Origin of the sequence: Natronocalculus amylovorans, from assembly GCF_023638035.1 — an archaeon.
Taxonomy (GTDB): domain Archaea; phylum Halobacteriota; class Halobacteria; order Halobacteriales; family Haloferacaceae; genus Natronocalculus; species Natronocalculus amylovorans.
The window spans coordinates 150521-165631 of sequence record NZ_JAKRVX010000003.1 but is presented as its reverse complement, the minus strand read 5'-3'; the positions used below and the strand labels follow the sequence as shown (position 1 = coordinate 165631).

Below are 15111 nucleotides of genomic sequence, written 5' to 3'. Positions count from 1 at the left end.
AGGATGACCGAATACACCGAGGAAGAACAACGTATCATCGCGTACCTACGGGATAGTGTCTCTCGCGGTGATCGATACTTCCGTGCAAAAAACATTGCAGAGGCCATTGGCCTTTCTGCAAAACAGGTTGGATCGCGTCTCCCTCGGCTCGCCGAGAAATCTGACGACGTGCATATAGAAAAATGGGGTCGTGCACGTTCGACAACGTGGCGAGTCGAACTCCCATAACCAACCCCGCAATATTTTCACCTGTTGCTTCTAAGAGGAAGTAATGACTGTCCGTGTATCACGAGCGTTTGCATTTGACGTCCCGCCGGAGCGTATTTGGGATTTTATTTCAGACCCACGAAAGCGTGTTGGGGCAATAAGTGTCGTTGAACGGTTCGACCTACACGCAGATGGATCTGCAACGTGGCATGTTGAGCTACCGATTCCAATGATTCGATCGACGATCGATGTAAAAACTGAAGAGGTTATTAATGAGCCACCATCTCGTGTGAAATTTATTGGGCGATCGAAAGCATTCAACGTGACTGGCGAGCATCGAATAATCGAAACGGATACTGGATGCCGACTCGAAAACGAGTTTGTGGTTGACGGCCGCCTCCCCGGTGTTGAGCGATTCTTCAAACGAAACTTCGACACCGAACTGGAGAATCTTGAATCGGCACTCCGTGAAGATATTGATACAGACTCTGTAAATACAACCTAACATGACCGTTTCAGTTGCCCTTGTTCAATTAGACATTGAGCCTGTTGCAGTAGACACAAACCTCCAACGGGCAGCGGCAGCAGTCGAAACGGCTGCAGAAAACGGTGCGGAGCTTGTGGTTCTCCCAGAGCTGTTTACGATCGGTTTCTTTGAGTTTGACGCATATGCAGACAGTGCGGTTGGATTGGAGAGCCCACTCGTTGACCGGCTCCGATCGATTGCTGTTGAGAATGGAGTCGGTCTTGTTGCTGGAAGCTTTGTTGAGGACCTCAACGCAAGCCACACTGCGGGGTTCGACACGCCGGCCACGGAGGGATATGCAAATACAGTCACAATATTCGATGCTGATGGCTCGTTAGAAGGCGTGTACCGAAAACGCCATCTGTTTGGGTATGAATCTGCGGAAGCAACGCTGCTCGTGGCTGGTGAACGTGAGACAGTCGTAGAGTTTGGTGAGCTTACCTTGGGGATATCGGTGTGCTATGATCTTCGCTTCCCGGAGTTGTATCGATCGATGATTGACTCAGGTGTTGATACAATCATCGTACCGAGCGCATGGCCGTATCCACGAACAGAGCACTGGGAAACGCTTGGCCGTGCTCGAGCAATTGAGAACCTAGCATACGTGCTGACTGCGAACGGGGTTGGAACGTTCGGAGATTCGCAACTGTGTGGTCGATCGACCATCTACGATCCATGGGGGACGACACTCGCCGGTGCAGGAGACGACGAAACAATTGTTACAGCAGAGCTCGATCCCGATCGAGTGGCCGCAATTAGAGCTGATTTTCCATCGCTTCGCGATCGTCGACTGTGACGGTGGGTTTATCCCTGTTGATTACGTACGGTTTGATACCGACTGACGACGCTTTTCTCGTCGTGTGTCGGTGATAAACACTCGCCAACGCCGCCAACTGTCTGATACAACCATTCCCGTGGTTATTGAGATGAACTCGGGGCATGTCAATAACGGTTGTATCAACCATCCACACATCCTTTCAATCTGTTCTACAATAGTTGAGACACCGACCTCGAAACGGCAATTACCGATTTTGATAATTTGACAAGAATGATTAAATGAACGCTCCGGTGCTTTTAGAATGCCGTAGATGAACGTTGATAGATCCACACTATAACGCTCCCCGGTGTTACACGTGGATCGATGCCCCTACAGACCGTCCGTTACATCTGCGGCGAGAGATTGACTCTCTCGTTACCCACCGGCAGTGAGCTACATTGCTCCCACATTTTGGCTTGCTGCCCATAGTGGGTGTCGTGTATGATGATAAGTTACTGACCAGTGAAAACAAAATGTCTGATTACGGTGTGAGATGTTTTTCAATCTCGCTTTTAAGAACGATCGCATTAAAATCATGATCCGGACGGATATTAACAAAATCCAAAAAGTCAAGCGCGGCAAGCAATTCTTCCGCGGAGTAGATCGTAAGTGCAGCTGAAACCGTTTTGTGGGCACCAATAAGCGGCTCTAACGCCGCAAGCGCACATGCAAGATCATATGACTTTGCATCGGCCTCTGCGGAGGATTTGACGTTTGTTGCATCAATAAAGTAGAGTTCTCCGTTTCGGATCAGTACATTTTCCGCACGGAGGTCACCATGTGCAAGGCCATTTTGGTGCAGTGTTGCTAACGATTGAAACAGCTCCGGTGCAAGTTCAATCTCGGTTGCGGTGTCTAACTCGTCGAGTGGTCGAAATGATGGGAGGTATTCTAATACTGCAATTCCAAACCCGTTGTGTTCAAACGCTTCGATCGGTTTGGGGGCGTGTATTCCAAGCGCTCGCATCTGTTCCGTTGCTGCGAGTTCGTGTTGTGCCATCTCCAAGGGCGTCTGGAACGGCTCAAAAAACCCTTCAACACCACTTGAGAGGACACCAAGATTTCGGCCGGTTGTGAAAATTGCATGAACAAGCGTATTTTGTGGTGAAATAACCTTGACAAAGAGGTCGTCATCCACAACCATCGGTGTCGAGAGCCAGTTATCGGCATCCAAAAAACGGACCGATAGCTCCGAGCGATCGTACCGATCGGCGATTGCCCGAGCGATTGATTCCAGATCCGACCAATCAACACGGCCCCGAACGAGACGTCGGAACTCCATTATAAAAGTTACACGCGTGCAGTCGGCATAAACAGTCGGCTTTGGAGTATTCTTCATGGTTGTTCGCATCATTTATACGTTGTGTCGATAACTCAGAGACATGGACTTTGAACTCTCCCCTGAACATCGGATGATTCGAGATACTGTTCAGGATTTCTGTGAGGAGGAGATCAAACCGATCGCTCAAGAAGTGGAATCGGAACATCGGTTCCCAAAAGAGGTGTTTGATCAACTTGGGAAACTCGATATGATGGGTGTCCCTGTAAGCGAGGAGTACGGCGGCCTCGGTGGCGACCAACTCATGTATGCGCTTGTCACTGAAGAGCTTGGGCGCGTCTCCGGTGGAATTGGCCTGTCGTATGCAGCACATGTCTCGCTTGGCTCGAAACCGATCGAATCATTCGGAACCGAAGAACAGAAAGAACGATGGCTCACTCCACTAGCGCAAGGGGATGGGATGGGTGCATGGGCGCTTACCGAACCAGGAAGTGGCTCAGATGCAAGCGACATGGATACAACTGCCGTCAAAGATGGAGACGAGTGGGTTCTCAACGGGACAAAACAGTTTATTACCAATGCAAACGTCGCAGATTCCGTTCTTGTCAAAGCAGTGACTGACCCAAATGCAGGCTACGACGGCATCTCCACTTTCATTATCGACCCACAGAACGACGACGGGTTTGCGGTGACAACTGTATGGGATAAGATGGGGTTGAACTGTTCACCTACCTGTGAAATTGCATTGGACGATGTTCGCGTGCCTGCTGACCGCCTCCTTGGTGAAGCGGGTGAAGGATGGACACAGACAATGAAAACACTTGAAGGTGGTCGAATCTCGATCGCAGCGCTCTCAACAGGACTGGCACAAGGTGCATACGAAGCGGCGCATCAGTATGCACAAGAGCGCGAACAGTTTGGCAAGCCAATATCGAAGTTCGATGCAATCAGGGACAAACTCGTTGACATGTACAGGAAAACTGAACGAGCACGCCTTTTGACACACAACGCAGCATGGCGATACGACAATGGAAAGCCCGTCACAAAGGCATCCGCTCTTGCCAAACTCGATGCATCAGAAGCCTCGCGTGAGGTTGCAGAAGATGCAGTGCAGGTGCTTGGCGGCTATGGATATACAGAAGACTTCGCACCACAACGATTCTACCGAGATGCAAAACTAATGGAGATTGGCGAAGGGACAAGTGAGATCCAACATCTTATTATTGGCCGTCAGTTGGGACTATAACCACACTCGGTATCAATACTGATATTTTAAACATCGGGATTAATATCGGGGTTTCCTTCGTTTTTATTGACACACAACGTGAATGGTATAGTTGCGCTATCCCCGACCGTCGTCTTCGGAGTTACAGCCGCAGCACTCTCCGTGCTTACCGCGGTTATTTGTTACAGACAGGCTGATACCCATCACCGAGTCGCGGCGATTGGGTTCACAACTGCAGCAGTAGCCAGTTCATTGTGGGTTGGTGGGTATGGAATGCAGCTTGCCATCGGAGCCACCTATGGACTCTGGACGTTGATACCGGTGGTTCTCGGTGCAATATTCTTTCCTTTTGGCTGGATTGTGTTTATTTTGACCTACACAGGCCATAAATCAGCACTCACAAAACGCACCGTAGCGCTATTGGCGACGGTTCCGGTTGGATTGCTCTGTATTACGATTACGCATCCAGTACATGGATTATTTGTGAGCGAGACGACAATCGAACCGATCGGTGGGGTAGACGCACTGGTTGTTGTATATGGCCCTGCATATGCGCTCTTTGCAGCCTATGTAATCACGGTCTCTGTCGCATCGGTTGGATTGTTGAGCCGATCGTTACGCGGCAGCTCGGGTGTTTACACGAAGCAAACGGTTGTCCTGCTGGTGGCAACAGTCCTTCCGTTGGTTGGTATCTCGATCTCATTGCTTCAGTTTAGAACTGCCTCAGTGGATGCACTTCCCTTCGTTGCGTCCGGTTCGATCTTACTTGTTCTATTTGGGACGGTTCGGTACGCACTGTTTGATGTGAGATCGATTGCACGGGATGAGGTTGTCAACCGAATGCGTGACGGGGTGATCGTTCTCAATAGCGATCGACAGATTGTAGAAGCAAATAGTGCCGCCCGAGATGGGCTTGAGCTTCCAGACACCGTAATCGGAGATGATGCCAGACAGTATCGTCCACTCCAAGTGATTATTAGCCAACTCCAAAAGACACAGCAGGATCACCACCCTCGGCCAGATGGAGGACATTTTGCTGAATCGATCGCTACAAAAACGGGACAGGTAACTGCAGGGCAAACTACCAAAAGAAACAAGAAACAGGCGAAATACGATGTCTCAGTTGCTGAGCGACAGAATCTTCCGCTGACCGATGATATTGACGACACCCAGCAAGCAGCCGAGACCAATCAGATTGATCTGGCCATCACACTGAGCAGCGGTGAAGAGCGTAACTATCTGGTGACGGTACAATCGGTTCGAATGACTGCTGCAATTGATGGTCAGTTACTCGTCTTTCGGGACATTACCGCGCGCCGGAAGACGGAGACACAGTTCCGATCGCTCATTGAACACACGTCAGATATTATTCTTGTGCTTGATAAAGAAGGGTGTCTACGATACAGCAGCCCAACGCTCACCCAACAACTGGGGTATACACCGCAAGAGCTACTCGGAGAGCAGGTATTCAGTTTCATTCACGAAGATGAACAAGATACGGCCCTCCAACAGTTTCAACGAGTGGTGACAACTGGAGAGCAGATTCGATCGCGCTATCGAATCCAAGATACAGACGGATCATGGCGAATGTACGAGTGTGTGGCACTCAATCATCTGGAAACACCTGAAATTGAGGGTATCATTATCAGTGCACGTGAAGTAACTGAAAACCACAGATATCAACGGCGGCTGCAAGTGATGAATCGTGTGTTACGGCATGACCTCCGCAATGATATGAATGTCGTCCTTGGCCATGCAGACCTCTTGTTAGAAGCAAATAATGGCGGTACTCGTCATGCACAAATCATTCGACGAAAAGCAATGTCGTTAGTTGAGTTGGGTGAAAAAGTTCGACGAATTGACGAAGAGCTAACAACGAAACCAGTCCGAACGCGAACAAATATCTCTGTGATTGTTACCGAAGAAGTGACTGCAATTTGTGACTCCTACCCTGATGCGACTGTTCGAACACAGATTGAAAACGAGTGCATTATTTTAGGTGACTCATCGCTCAGTGTTGCTGTTCGGAATCTGTTGGAGAATGCAATCGAACATAATACTGCAGACAAACCAACAGTGACCGTTAGACTCGAACAACACACAGAACGCGTCGAACTCACGATCGAGGACAACGGCCCTGGCATTCCAGTCGGTGAAAGGCGTGTCGTGGAGTCAGGGACGGAAACACCACTAGAACACGTTAGTGGGCTGGGGCTCTGGCTTGTTATCTGGATTGTAGAGAGCGTGAAAGGAGAAATCAGTTTCACTGCCGCACCAGATAGTGGGACAGAAGTTCGGTGTACATTTTCACTTCCATCATTCGATGCTCCTCGCGGAGATGACCGTGTACATAGAACAAGCCAATAGTGGCTTGTCGATGTCCGGATAGTCTAAGACGGTGCACACATGTTACTCTACTCGAACAATTATGCATCAGATACTCGTTGCAGGTGAGACGCTCATTGATTTTCTCCCGGACAGTGCTGGCTCTCTTTCAACCGTTGAATCATTCTCACGACGACCAGGCGGTGCACCAGCAAACGTCGCTGTTGGGCTGGCTCGGCTTGGGACAGTACCGATGTTCTGGACCCGTGTTGGTGACGACAAGTTTGGTGACTTTCTCGTGGATACACTAACCGCTGAGGGGCTCTCGACGGCGCACATTGAACGTGACTCAGCCGCAAAAACGGGGCTTGCGTTTGTAAGTTTAGGGACGGATGCGGAGCGAGAGTTCAGTTTCTATCGTCACGAAAGTGCCGACACACAAATGACCGCGGATACAGTAGACGATGCACTGCTCGCCGGGCGATCGTGGGTCCACGTTGGCGGTGTAACGTTGGCTGACGAGCCTTCCCGCTCTGCAACCCAAGCGCTTGCAACTGCGGCTAAAAAACACGGGATTCCAGTGTCCTTCGATCCAAATGCTCGACCTGAGCTCTGGACCACGTTCGATTTCGGTGAGTCTATTCGTGATATTCTCTCTGTTGTAGACGTATTGAAAGTTACAACGGACGATCTAGACGCTGCTGGATTCGATACGAACGTCGACCCGGACGCAATCGTTCGCTCGCTGTTGAATAGAGATGAAGGACCACATACGGTCTGTCTCACACGTGGTGCAGATGGTGTCACTGCTGGATCAACGCCGGAAGCGCCGTGGAATAATTCCGATTCAACCCGGAGTATATCTCATAGTGGATTCAGTGTCGATCCAGTTGACACGACCGGGGCCGGTGATGCGTTTACCGCAGGATTGATTTCTGCACTGGCAACCGAAAGTTCGCTCAACACAGCACTCGAACGCGGGAATGCAGTTGCTGCACTCACGACAACCGCACCAGGTGCAATGACCGCACTGCCAACACAGTCAGAGCTAGCGGCTTTTATGAATGCGCAATAAAACAGACGTGATATTCATGTTTGTGCATTGTAATATGAGTTAGAATTGGGTGGTGGGTGAAAAATAAACATAGGTACGTATATATTCTTTCAGTTATTCAGTCACGTTCAATGCAGGTGAGCATATGAGCGACGTGGAGCGAGAAAAACTTGTAAAGTATGGTATTGATGACAAACCACCGGTTGTCACCTCCGCGTTTCTGGGCATTCAGCACTACCTCACGATGGTTGGTGCAAATATTGCGGTTCCGCTTATTCTGGCTGAAGCACTTGGTATGCCACAAGAGCTGTGGCCACAGTTCATCGGGACATTCTTTGTTGTCTCTGGAATCGCAACACTAGCCCAAACGACGTTTGGAAATCGGTATCCGATCGTCCAAGGTGCCCCGTTTTCCCTGCTCGCGCCTGCACTTGCAGTTATTGCAGTTGTCCAAGCAACGAATCCCGCTGGTGAGGCGTGGCAGGTTGCACTGTTACAGCTACAGGGTGCGATTATTGTTGCGGCGATCGTCCAGGTTGTGATCGGGTATCTTGGGCTTGTTGGAAAGCTCAAACAGTATCTTTCTCCAGTGGTGATCGCTCCAACGATCGCACTTATCGGCCTTTCGCTCTTTGATGCACCTGATATTACTACCGCCAATCAGGACTGGTGGCTGCTTGGTCTTACACTTGCGCTCATCGTCCTCTTTTCACAGTATCTCGACACGAATCGCCTGTTCAAACTTTTCCCAGTCTTGTTAGGAATCGTTGGTGCATACGTCATTGCGTTCTTGTTCTCGACGGTTGGTATCTACTCCCCGGATGCGCCGGGCTACGTTGACTTTGGTGCACAGACACTGAACGAAACTCCCGCGCTACTTCCAATCACACCGTTCCAGTGGGGAATTCCAGAGATTACCGCTGCATTCGTAATCGGGATGCTCGCAGGAGTTGCAGCATCGATCGTCGAAAGTCTCGGTGACTACTATGCGGTTGCCAGACTGTCAGGCGCTGCTGCACCAAGCGAAAAACGAATCAACCACGGAATTGGAATGGAAGGGATCATGAACGTCTTTTCAGGAGTCATGGGATCAGGTGGGTCAACATCATACTCCGAAAACATCGGTGCGATCGGTCTCACCGGTGTTGCTTCGAGGTATGTTGTCCAGATCGGTGCGGTTGTCATGTTGATTTTCGGATTCTCCGGCTGGTTCGGCGCGCTTGTTGCATCAATTCCAAGTCCAATCATCGGTGGACTGTATATCGCAATGTTCGGCCAAATTATTGCTGTTGGTCTTGCGAATCTGAAATATGTCGAACTTGATTCGCAACGAAATCTCTTCATTGTCGGAATTTCGATGTTTGCAGGAATGGCAATTCCAGCATACATGGGCAACATCGATGGCGTTGATGCGATCGCAGCCGGCCTGACTGATGCGGCAGTACTCGGAACGATCGTGCTTACGCTTGATGCAATTCCATACGTTGGACTGCTACTTGGTGTCGACGCAATCGCAACAACTATCCTTGTGATTGGCTCGACAGGGATGGCTGTCGGCGGGCTCATTGCGCTGTTTTTGGATAACACAATTAGTGGAACTGACAAAGAGCGTGGGCTGATTGCGTGGGAAGCAACCGCAGAGTCGAACGAGGAGTTCCTCTCAGCATACGACCGATTTATTCGCAAAAAGACACCAAACACGGACTGAGGCGATCGCCGCGGTACACAGCTATTTTTTAGCGGACTGTGAACGTAGTCGCATGAGTCGTCTTGAACTTCCTGCGTTGGGACTTGGAACATCCGCAAACAAAGACCCAGATGAGTGTGCAGAGAGCGTTGTAACCGCGCTTGATGTGGGGTATCGTCATATTGACACCGCACAGATGTATGAAAACGAGGCGTATGTTGGCGCGGGAATCGAACGGAGCGGTGTTGATCGATCGGATGTGATTCTCGCAACAAAAGTCCATCCGGATAATTTAGCGCCGGACGATGCAAAGCGGACGGCAAAAGCAAGTCTCGATCGGCTCGGTGTCGAATCGGTTGAGATGCTCTATGTCCACTGGCCGATCAGCGCATATGACGCAGAGGAGACACTTGCTGCATTTGAGGAGCTGTACGATGACGGCGTGATGGATCATCTGTGTGTTTCAAACTTCACGCCGGAGTTGCTCGATGACGCCCGCGATCACCTCTCGGTTCCGATTGCCGCACATCAAGTCGAATGTCATCCGTTTTTACAACAGGAGGAGCTTCGACGTTACGCACGAAAGCACAACCATCATCTGGTCGCGTACTCGCCACTGGGTCGCGGAGAAATTCTCTCTGAACCAGAACTTGTCGAGATTGCAGCGCGTCACGATACAACGACTGCAGCAGTCTGTCTCGCATGGGCGTTCGAACAAGAGACTGTTGTCCCGATCCCAAAGGCAACTGGCGAGCATATTCGTGCAAACTACGAGGCACAACAGATCGAACTAACGAAGGCCGATCTTGAAGAGATCGAAACTATCGATCGTGAAATGCGTGTGATCGATCCGGACGGCGCGCCGTGGCGGTAACGCAAACGAGGAGGTCGTCTGAGGTGCGCTGACCACGCTAGCCGAAGATTGCGGAATGCACCCAGCTGATTCCGTGAACGAGGCTCCACTTGAGTGAGTTGATCATCCCGTTACCGGAGAAACGCAGATCTCCGTTCAGGTAGGCCGATCGGAATTCAGAACCGGGATCGGGAGACGTGAGGACTTTTTCCAACGTGTCTTTGTCCGTGAGGATATGCAGCGTAGCGTCGTCACGAGTGCCCAGTTCAAACTCCTCCATCTGCAAGTCGTTGTCTAGATGGAATGATGCGGTCGCAATGGTGTCGTTCTCGTGGTCAAACACGTGAAGGTTCACCGTTTCACCCCCCAAGATGCTGATAGACCACCGTACTACGAAATGCTCCTTTGATACGTCCACGTTCGCATTGTACGTTTGTATCACCGGTTCTATTTCCCCGAACATATCGACCGCCCAGTCAGGTTGGTCACTCTGGGCTGCGACCGGGGTGGCACCGGCGCCAACTGTGGCAGTGACGAGCGCAAGCGCAAGGAAAACGCGAATGAATGCCTTCGTCGGTGGTAAGTACCTCATAAATAATAGGTAACATGCTCTATGAGAGCTTAAACATTCTCAAAAGGTTCATTAGGGCTTCTGTCTGTAATTCTCCAAATCAAAAGTAGTTTCAAATATGAAACAATAACCGCACCGATGTGGCTCAAAAGCAGTAGGCAAAGTCTTCATCCAGGGTGAAATCTCAACATCGAGCTACTGCCGTTCGTATCTTGAACTACCGTATCCCATCGCCCGACCGATTGCTCACGCTTGCGTGTGCCATTAGATAGATATCGTGCTATTTCGCTTCGATCGGTCCTACTAATATTGTATGTCTGCCAAGTCCAAATGATCGTGCTGAATACATTTTCTTTATCTTGCACGATCGCAAAAAGCAGATCACTGATTGAGAAATTCAACAGAGCCACGCAAACAAAAACGGTTGTTACGATCGAGCAACCCACCACTGGTTGAGTTTTAACAGAGCGAGATAGCCACAGAGACCGACGAAAAACAAAAGAACGGGCAGTGCAAATGGGCCAAATACTGAAATAAGCGCGTCAATCGGCCCCAACTGCGGTACTACACTGTTCATATATGATATACATTACGCAGAGACTGATAGTTTCGTATGTTCATTTGGTGTGCGGTAGTCTTTGTATGGATTGCAAGGTTCAAATGGCCCCCGCTCTCAACGTATCGTAATGAATGGAAATCAGTTTGGTCGGCTCTTTCAGGTGACGACCTATGGTGAAAGCCACGGTAAAGCCATGGGTGTCACTGTCAGCGGCTGTCCAGCGGGATTGGAACTGACCGAAGCAGCGATTCAAAAAGAGCTCGATCGACGAAAGCCCGGCCAATCAATGATTACGACAAGCCGCGGCGAACCTGATGCGGTAACCATCAACTCCGGCGTCCAAGACGGCTATACGACGGGAACACCGATCGGAATGGTCATCGAGAACAAAGACGCACGATCGGGAAAATACGAACCATACGTCACCGCACCACGCCCAAGTCACGGTGACTTCACCTACTCGGCAAAGTTTGGAACCAGAAACTGGGGTGGCGGTGGTCGATCGTCCGCGCGCGAGACAGTAAATTGGGTTGCAGCGGGCGCAGTTGCGAAACTCATCAACGAGCAACACGGCATTACGGTCAAAGCGCACGTCAACCAGATTGGTGATGTCAAAGCAGGCGATGTAACGTGGGAAGATATCTTGGAGAACACCGAAGAAAATGACGTCCGGTGTGCGGACCCGGATGCAGCCGAAAAAATGCGTGAGGAAGCCGATCGGTACCAGAAAGAAGGTGACTCAATTGGAGGTTCGATCTACTTCGAGGCCCGCGGGGTGCCACGCGGGCTTGGTGCACCACGATTTGATTCGGTCCCATCACGGCTTGGACAAGCACTGTTTTCCATTCCAGCGACAACACATGTTGAGTTTGGGCTTGGAAAAGAAGCCAGAGAATGGACCGGAAAAGATCGAAACGAGGACTGGCAATTCGACGACGATGGCGATCCAGAACCAGTTGGAAACAAACACGGTGGAGTTCAGGGTGGAATAACAACTGGACAGCCGATTTGGGGTGAAGCAACGTGGCACGCACCGACATCAATTCCAAAAAAACAGATCACGGTCGATTGGGAAACCGGCGAAGAGAAAGAGATTCAGGTTGTTGGCCGACACGACCCAGTGCTTCCGCCGCGCGCAGTTCCCGTTGTCGAGGCAATGCTTAATCTGACAATTTTGGATTTCATGTTGTTGTCCGGTCGGATCAATGCCGATCGACTTGATAATGCTCCTGGGAAATACGATACGGAGTACCATCCCCGAAGCCCGCACAACGAGTAGTTTCGACAAACATACCGGTTTATTTTCAGTCGTGATCTAGTACGATACGTATGGTTCTCTCGGATCCGATCGGCACGATCGTCACAGTTGCACTGACGGTTGGGATCCCTGCGCTTGTTGTCCTCTTTTATTTTGAGGGCCTCATTGTTGGAAAACTGCTACAGCCACCGATCGTGTTCATCGCATACGTTGGCGTGTTATCACCGACAAACAGCCATCTTCTCTTCATTTGTGTGTTGTGTGTTATTGCAGCAACGGTTGGCCAGTGGACGCTATACCGTGGATTTGTAGATGGTGCAACCGAGTTCATAGGGATACGGAAAACGGTTCCACGATTGGATGAACTTCCTGAGTGGAGCAGGGCACGAGTTGGTGAAAAACGAATGCAGTTTGTTGATACCGTGTTCGATCGTTACGGCGGTGCGGGGATTGTTGGTACCAATGCAATACCGGGGATTCGATGTCTCATGACAATTCCAGCGGGGATGAGTAACTACCCACGACGACGGTTTCTACTTACGTCGTTCTGTGGAAATGTGTGTTATATTGTCTTCCTTGTTGCAGCAGGCTATGGTGTCCGTGGCGCAGCCGGATTGTTCTAGCGCTTGAAATTAACATCTATATATGGCCTTATATTAGACACTGTAGAGACTAGTCATATATTACGTTTTGATCGTCAAATTACGAGAATTTTGAACGATATTTCATGGACATTCGTCCAGCAAATCAAGTCTTTAATGATTGTTCCTAGCCATTGCATAGCAAAGTCTTTTACGCGGTCATTGTAAGTTATGATCACTAGTGGCCCACCGGGGCCGTGACCGTAATTATGACTGACGACGAACTTATCTGGCGAATCGCGGGGGGTTCCGGTGACGGGATCGCTTCGACGAGCCAGAACTTCGCGAAAGCACTGATGCGTTCGGGGCTGAACGTATTCACGCATCGACACTATCCATCACGTATCCGTGGCGGCCATACCTACACGGAAATCCGCGTTTCCAGCGAAAAAGTCAAGTCACGAGGGGACGGCTACAACTTCCTTCTTGCACTTGGTGACTCCTTCGCACGTAACCCAAAAGAGGGTGCGTACTACGGAAACGAGGAGATTAAACCGCTCTCGGAGAACCTTGATGAGCTTCGAGAAGGTGGTGTGATTGTTTACGACTCGGGACTGCTTGATGCATCCGAGATCGAAGACTTCGACGAGCGCGTCGAGGCAAACAACTGGCACGTCTACGACCTTGACCTCCGATCGATGGCTCGTGAGCACGGCCGTGAAGTCATGCGTAACACCGCCGGTGTTGGTGTCACGTGTGCGCTCGCAGGCATCGACACGGATTGGATCGAAGATCTCATGACGGATGCGATGCCGGAGAAGATTCTCGAGCCAAACCTCGAGATTCTTCACGAGGCATATGAGCTCGTACAAGACGAGTACGACGTCGATGCACACGACGTGAAGGTCCCAGAGGGAGAGCACGATGAAGAACAGGTTCTGCTTTCAGGATCGGATGCGATCGCATACGGTTCGATCGACGAAGGATGCCGGTTCATTGCAGGTTATCCAATGACTCCGTGGACCGAAGTGTTCACCATTCTTTGTCAGAACTTCCCAAAGATCGGCGGCATCTCAGAGCAGGTCGAAGATGAGATTGCTGCAGCGGCACTCGCTGTTGGTGCAAGCCACGCAGGTGTCAAAGCAATGTCGGGCTCCTCCGGCGGTGGCTTTGCACTGATGGGCGAACCGCTTGGTCTTGCAGAGATGACCGAAACGCCGATTGTCCTTATCGAGGCAATGCGTGCAGGTCCATCGACTGGTATGCCAACGAAGCCAGAGCAGGCTGACTTGGAACACGTCCTTTACAGCTCACAGGGAGACTCCCAACGTGTTGTCTTCGCACCGGGAACTGTTGAAGAGGCGTACGATCAGACGCGACAGGCGTTCAAGATCGCATACGAGTACCAGATTCCATCGCTTATCCTGTATGATCAGAAGCTCGGCGGCGAGCTGATGAACGTACCGGCAAGCCACTTCGATCGAGATCCAAACCCAGACCTCGGCAGCGTACTGACCGAGGCTGAGCTCGAGGATGCTCCACACTCGGACACTGGCAAATACCAGCGATTCCAACACGATGTTAAAGACGGTGTCAGCCCACGATCGATCCCCGGTCAGAAGGGCGGCCGATACCTCGCAACCGGTAACGAACACACTCCAGAGGGGCACATTGCAGAGACCCCAGAGAACCGTGTTGCGCAGATGAACCGACGTCTGCAGAAACAGGAGGCAATCCGCGCGTACCTCGACGACCTCGAGGACGGACACCAGACCTACCACGGTGACGATGACGCCGAATACGGTCTCCTTACGTTCGGTAGCCAGCAGGGAACTGTCGAAGAGGCAGTTGATGTCCTCGTTGACCAGGGCTACTCAGTCAAATCGCTCGGCGTGAGTGATATGATGCCGTACCCAGTTGAGGAGGTTACCGAATTCCTCGAAAGTGTCGATGAGGCACTTGTTATTGAGATGAATGCATCCGCACAGTTCCGTGGACTCACCCAGAAGGAACTTGGACGCTACGGCGAGAAACTTTCGAGCCTTCTCAAATACAACGGAAACCCATTCGAGCCAGCAGACATCGTCGAAGGCTTCAAAACAACCATCATCAAAGGGGACGATCTCCAAGGGCTGGAGACCAAATTCGTTCCTGCAGCAGGTGACTGAT

Annotated in this window: 14 protein-coding genes; 11 read left to right on the top strand and 3 right to left on the bottom strand. The window is 50.8% G+C overall.

What is annotated here, in order from left to right; translation table 11 throughout:
• Positions 1–3 precede the first annotated feature (3 nt).
• From AArcSt2_RS08935 to AArcSt2_RS08925, 3 genes are read left to right on the top strand one after another with little or no spacing between them, the layout of a single operon-like run.
• Entirely contained in the window at positions 4–228 is a 225-nt protein-coding gene (locus tag AArcSt2_RS08935) for a DUF7123 family protein (protein ID WP_174653823.1), read from the top strand.
• 43 nt (positions 229–271) lie between these two features.
• Positions 272–712 carry an SRPBCC family protein gene (locus AArcSt2_RS08930; protein ID WP_174653824.1) on the top strand — a complete coding sequence of 147 codons (441 nt, stop codon included), beginning with the start codon at positions 272–274 and terminating at the stop codon, positions 710–712.
• A 1-nt stretch (position 713) separates the two neighbouring features.
• Positions 714–1529: a carbon-nitrogen family hydrolase gene (locus AArcSt2_RS08925; RefSeq protein ID WP_250584047.1), complete on the top strand. Its 816-nt coding sequence runs from the start codon at positions 714–716 to the stop codon at positions 1527–1529.
• Between the two features lie 502 nt (positions 1530–2031).
• On the opposite strand, the gene AArcSt2_RS08920 is transcribed toward AArcSt2_RS08925, so the two are convergent.
• On the bottom strand, positions 2032–2832 hold the full coding sequence (locus tag AArcSt2_RS08920) for an RIO1 family regulatory kinase/ATPase domain-containing protein (protein ID WP_174653826.1): 801 nt from the start codon (positions 2830–2832) through the stop codon (positions 2032–2034).
• A 100-nt stretch (positions 2833–2932) separates the two neighbouring features.
• Here AArcSt2_RS08920 and AArcSt2_RS08915 point away from each other — a divergent pair, with 100 nt between their 5' ends.
• The 5 genes from AArcSt2_RS08915 (at position 2933) to AArcSt2_RS08895 (ending at position 9994) form a co-directional block, all read left to right on the top strand.
• Positions 2933–4075, top strand: coding sequence for an acyl-CoA dehydrogenase family protein (locus AArcSt2_RS08915; protein WP_250584045.1), 1143 nt, complete (start codon positions 2933–2935; stop codon positions 4073–4075).
• Between the two features lie 78 nt (positions 4076–4153).
• Positions 4154–6421: a histidine kinase N-terminal 7TM domain-containing protein gene (locus tag AArcSt2_RS08910; RefSeq protein WP_250584043.1), complete on the top strand. Its 2268-nt coding sequence runs from the start codon at positions 4154–4156 to the stop codon at positions 6419–6421.
• Positions 6422–6482: 61 nt separating this feature from the next.
• Entirely contained in the window at positions 6483–7454 is a 972-nt protein-coding gene (locus AArcSt2_RS08905; protein ID WP_250584041.1) for a carbohydrate kinase family protein, read from the top strand.
• 124 nt (positions 7455–7578) lie between these two features.
• A complete protein-coding gene (locus tag AArcSt2_RS08900) occupies positions 7579–9141 on the top strand; it encodes a uracil-xanthine permease family protein (protein ID WP_250584039.1) in 1563 nt (520 codons plus the stop codon).
• A gap of 52 nt (positions 9142–9193) precedes the next feature.
• Positions 9194–9994 (top strand): aldo/keto reductase, encoded by an 801-nt coding sequence (locus AArcSt2_RS08895; protein WP_250584037.1) that lies wholly within the window; start codon positions 9194–9196, stop codon positions 9992–9994.
• A 37-nt stretch (positions 9995–10031) separates the two neighbouring features.
• On the opposite strand, the gene AArcSt2_RS08890 is transcribed toward AArcSt2_RS08895, so the two are convergent.
• Together AArcSt2_RS08890 and AArcSt2_RS08885 are read right to left on the bottom strand one after the other, a co-directional pair.
• Complete coding sequence (locus AArcSt2_RS08890) at positions 10032–10565, bottom strand: hypothetical protein (protein ID WP_250584035.1); 534 nt, start codon at positions 10563–10565, stop codon at positions 10032–10034.
• Positions 10566–10971: 406 nt separating this feature from the next.
• Positions 10972–11121, bottom strand: a complete 150-nt coding sequence (locus tag AArcSt2_RS08885; protein ID WP_174653832.1) for a hypothetical protein — start codon at positions 11119–11121, stop codon at positions 10972–10974.
• A 109-nt stretch (positions 11122–11230) separates the two neighbouring features.
• Between AArcSt2_RS08885 and aroC the strand changes: the two genes are divergently transcribed.
• From aroC to AArcSt2_RS08870, 3 genes are all read left to right on the top strand, one after another.
• The gene (gene aroC, locus AArcSt2_RS08880) at positions 11231–12382 is read left to right on the top strand and encodes a chorismate synthase (protein ID WP_250584033.1); all 1152 of its coding nucleotides are present in this window, start codon (positions 11231–11233) and stop codon (positions 12380–12382) included.
• Positions 12383–12432: 50 nt separating this feature from the next.
• A complete protein-coding gene (locus tag AArcSt2_RS08875; RefSeq protein ID WP_250584031.1) occupies positions 12433–12984 on the top strand; it encodes a DedA family protein in 552 nt (183 codons plus the stop codon).
• 227 nt (positions 12985–13211) lie between these two features.
• Positions 13212–15110 (top strand): 2-oxoacid:acceptor oxidoreductase subunit alpha, encoded by a 1899-nt coding sequence (locus AArcSt2_RS08870; protein WP_250584028.1) that lies wholly within the window; start codon positions 13212–13214, stop codon positions 15108–15110.
• The last annotated feature ends 1 nt before the right edge of the window (position 15111 follow it).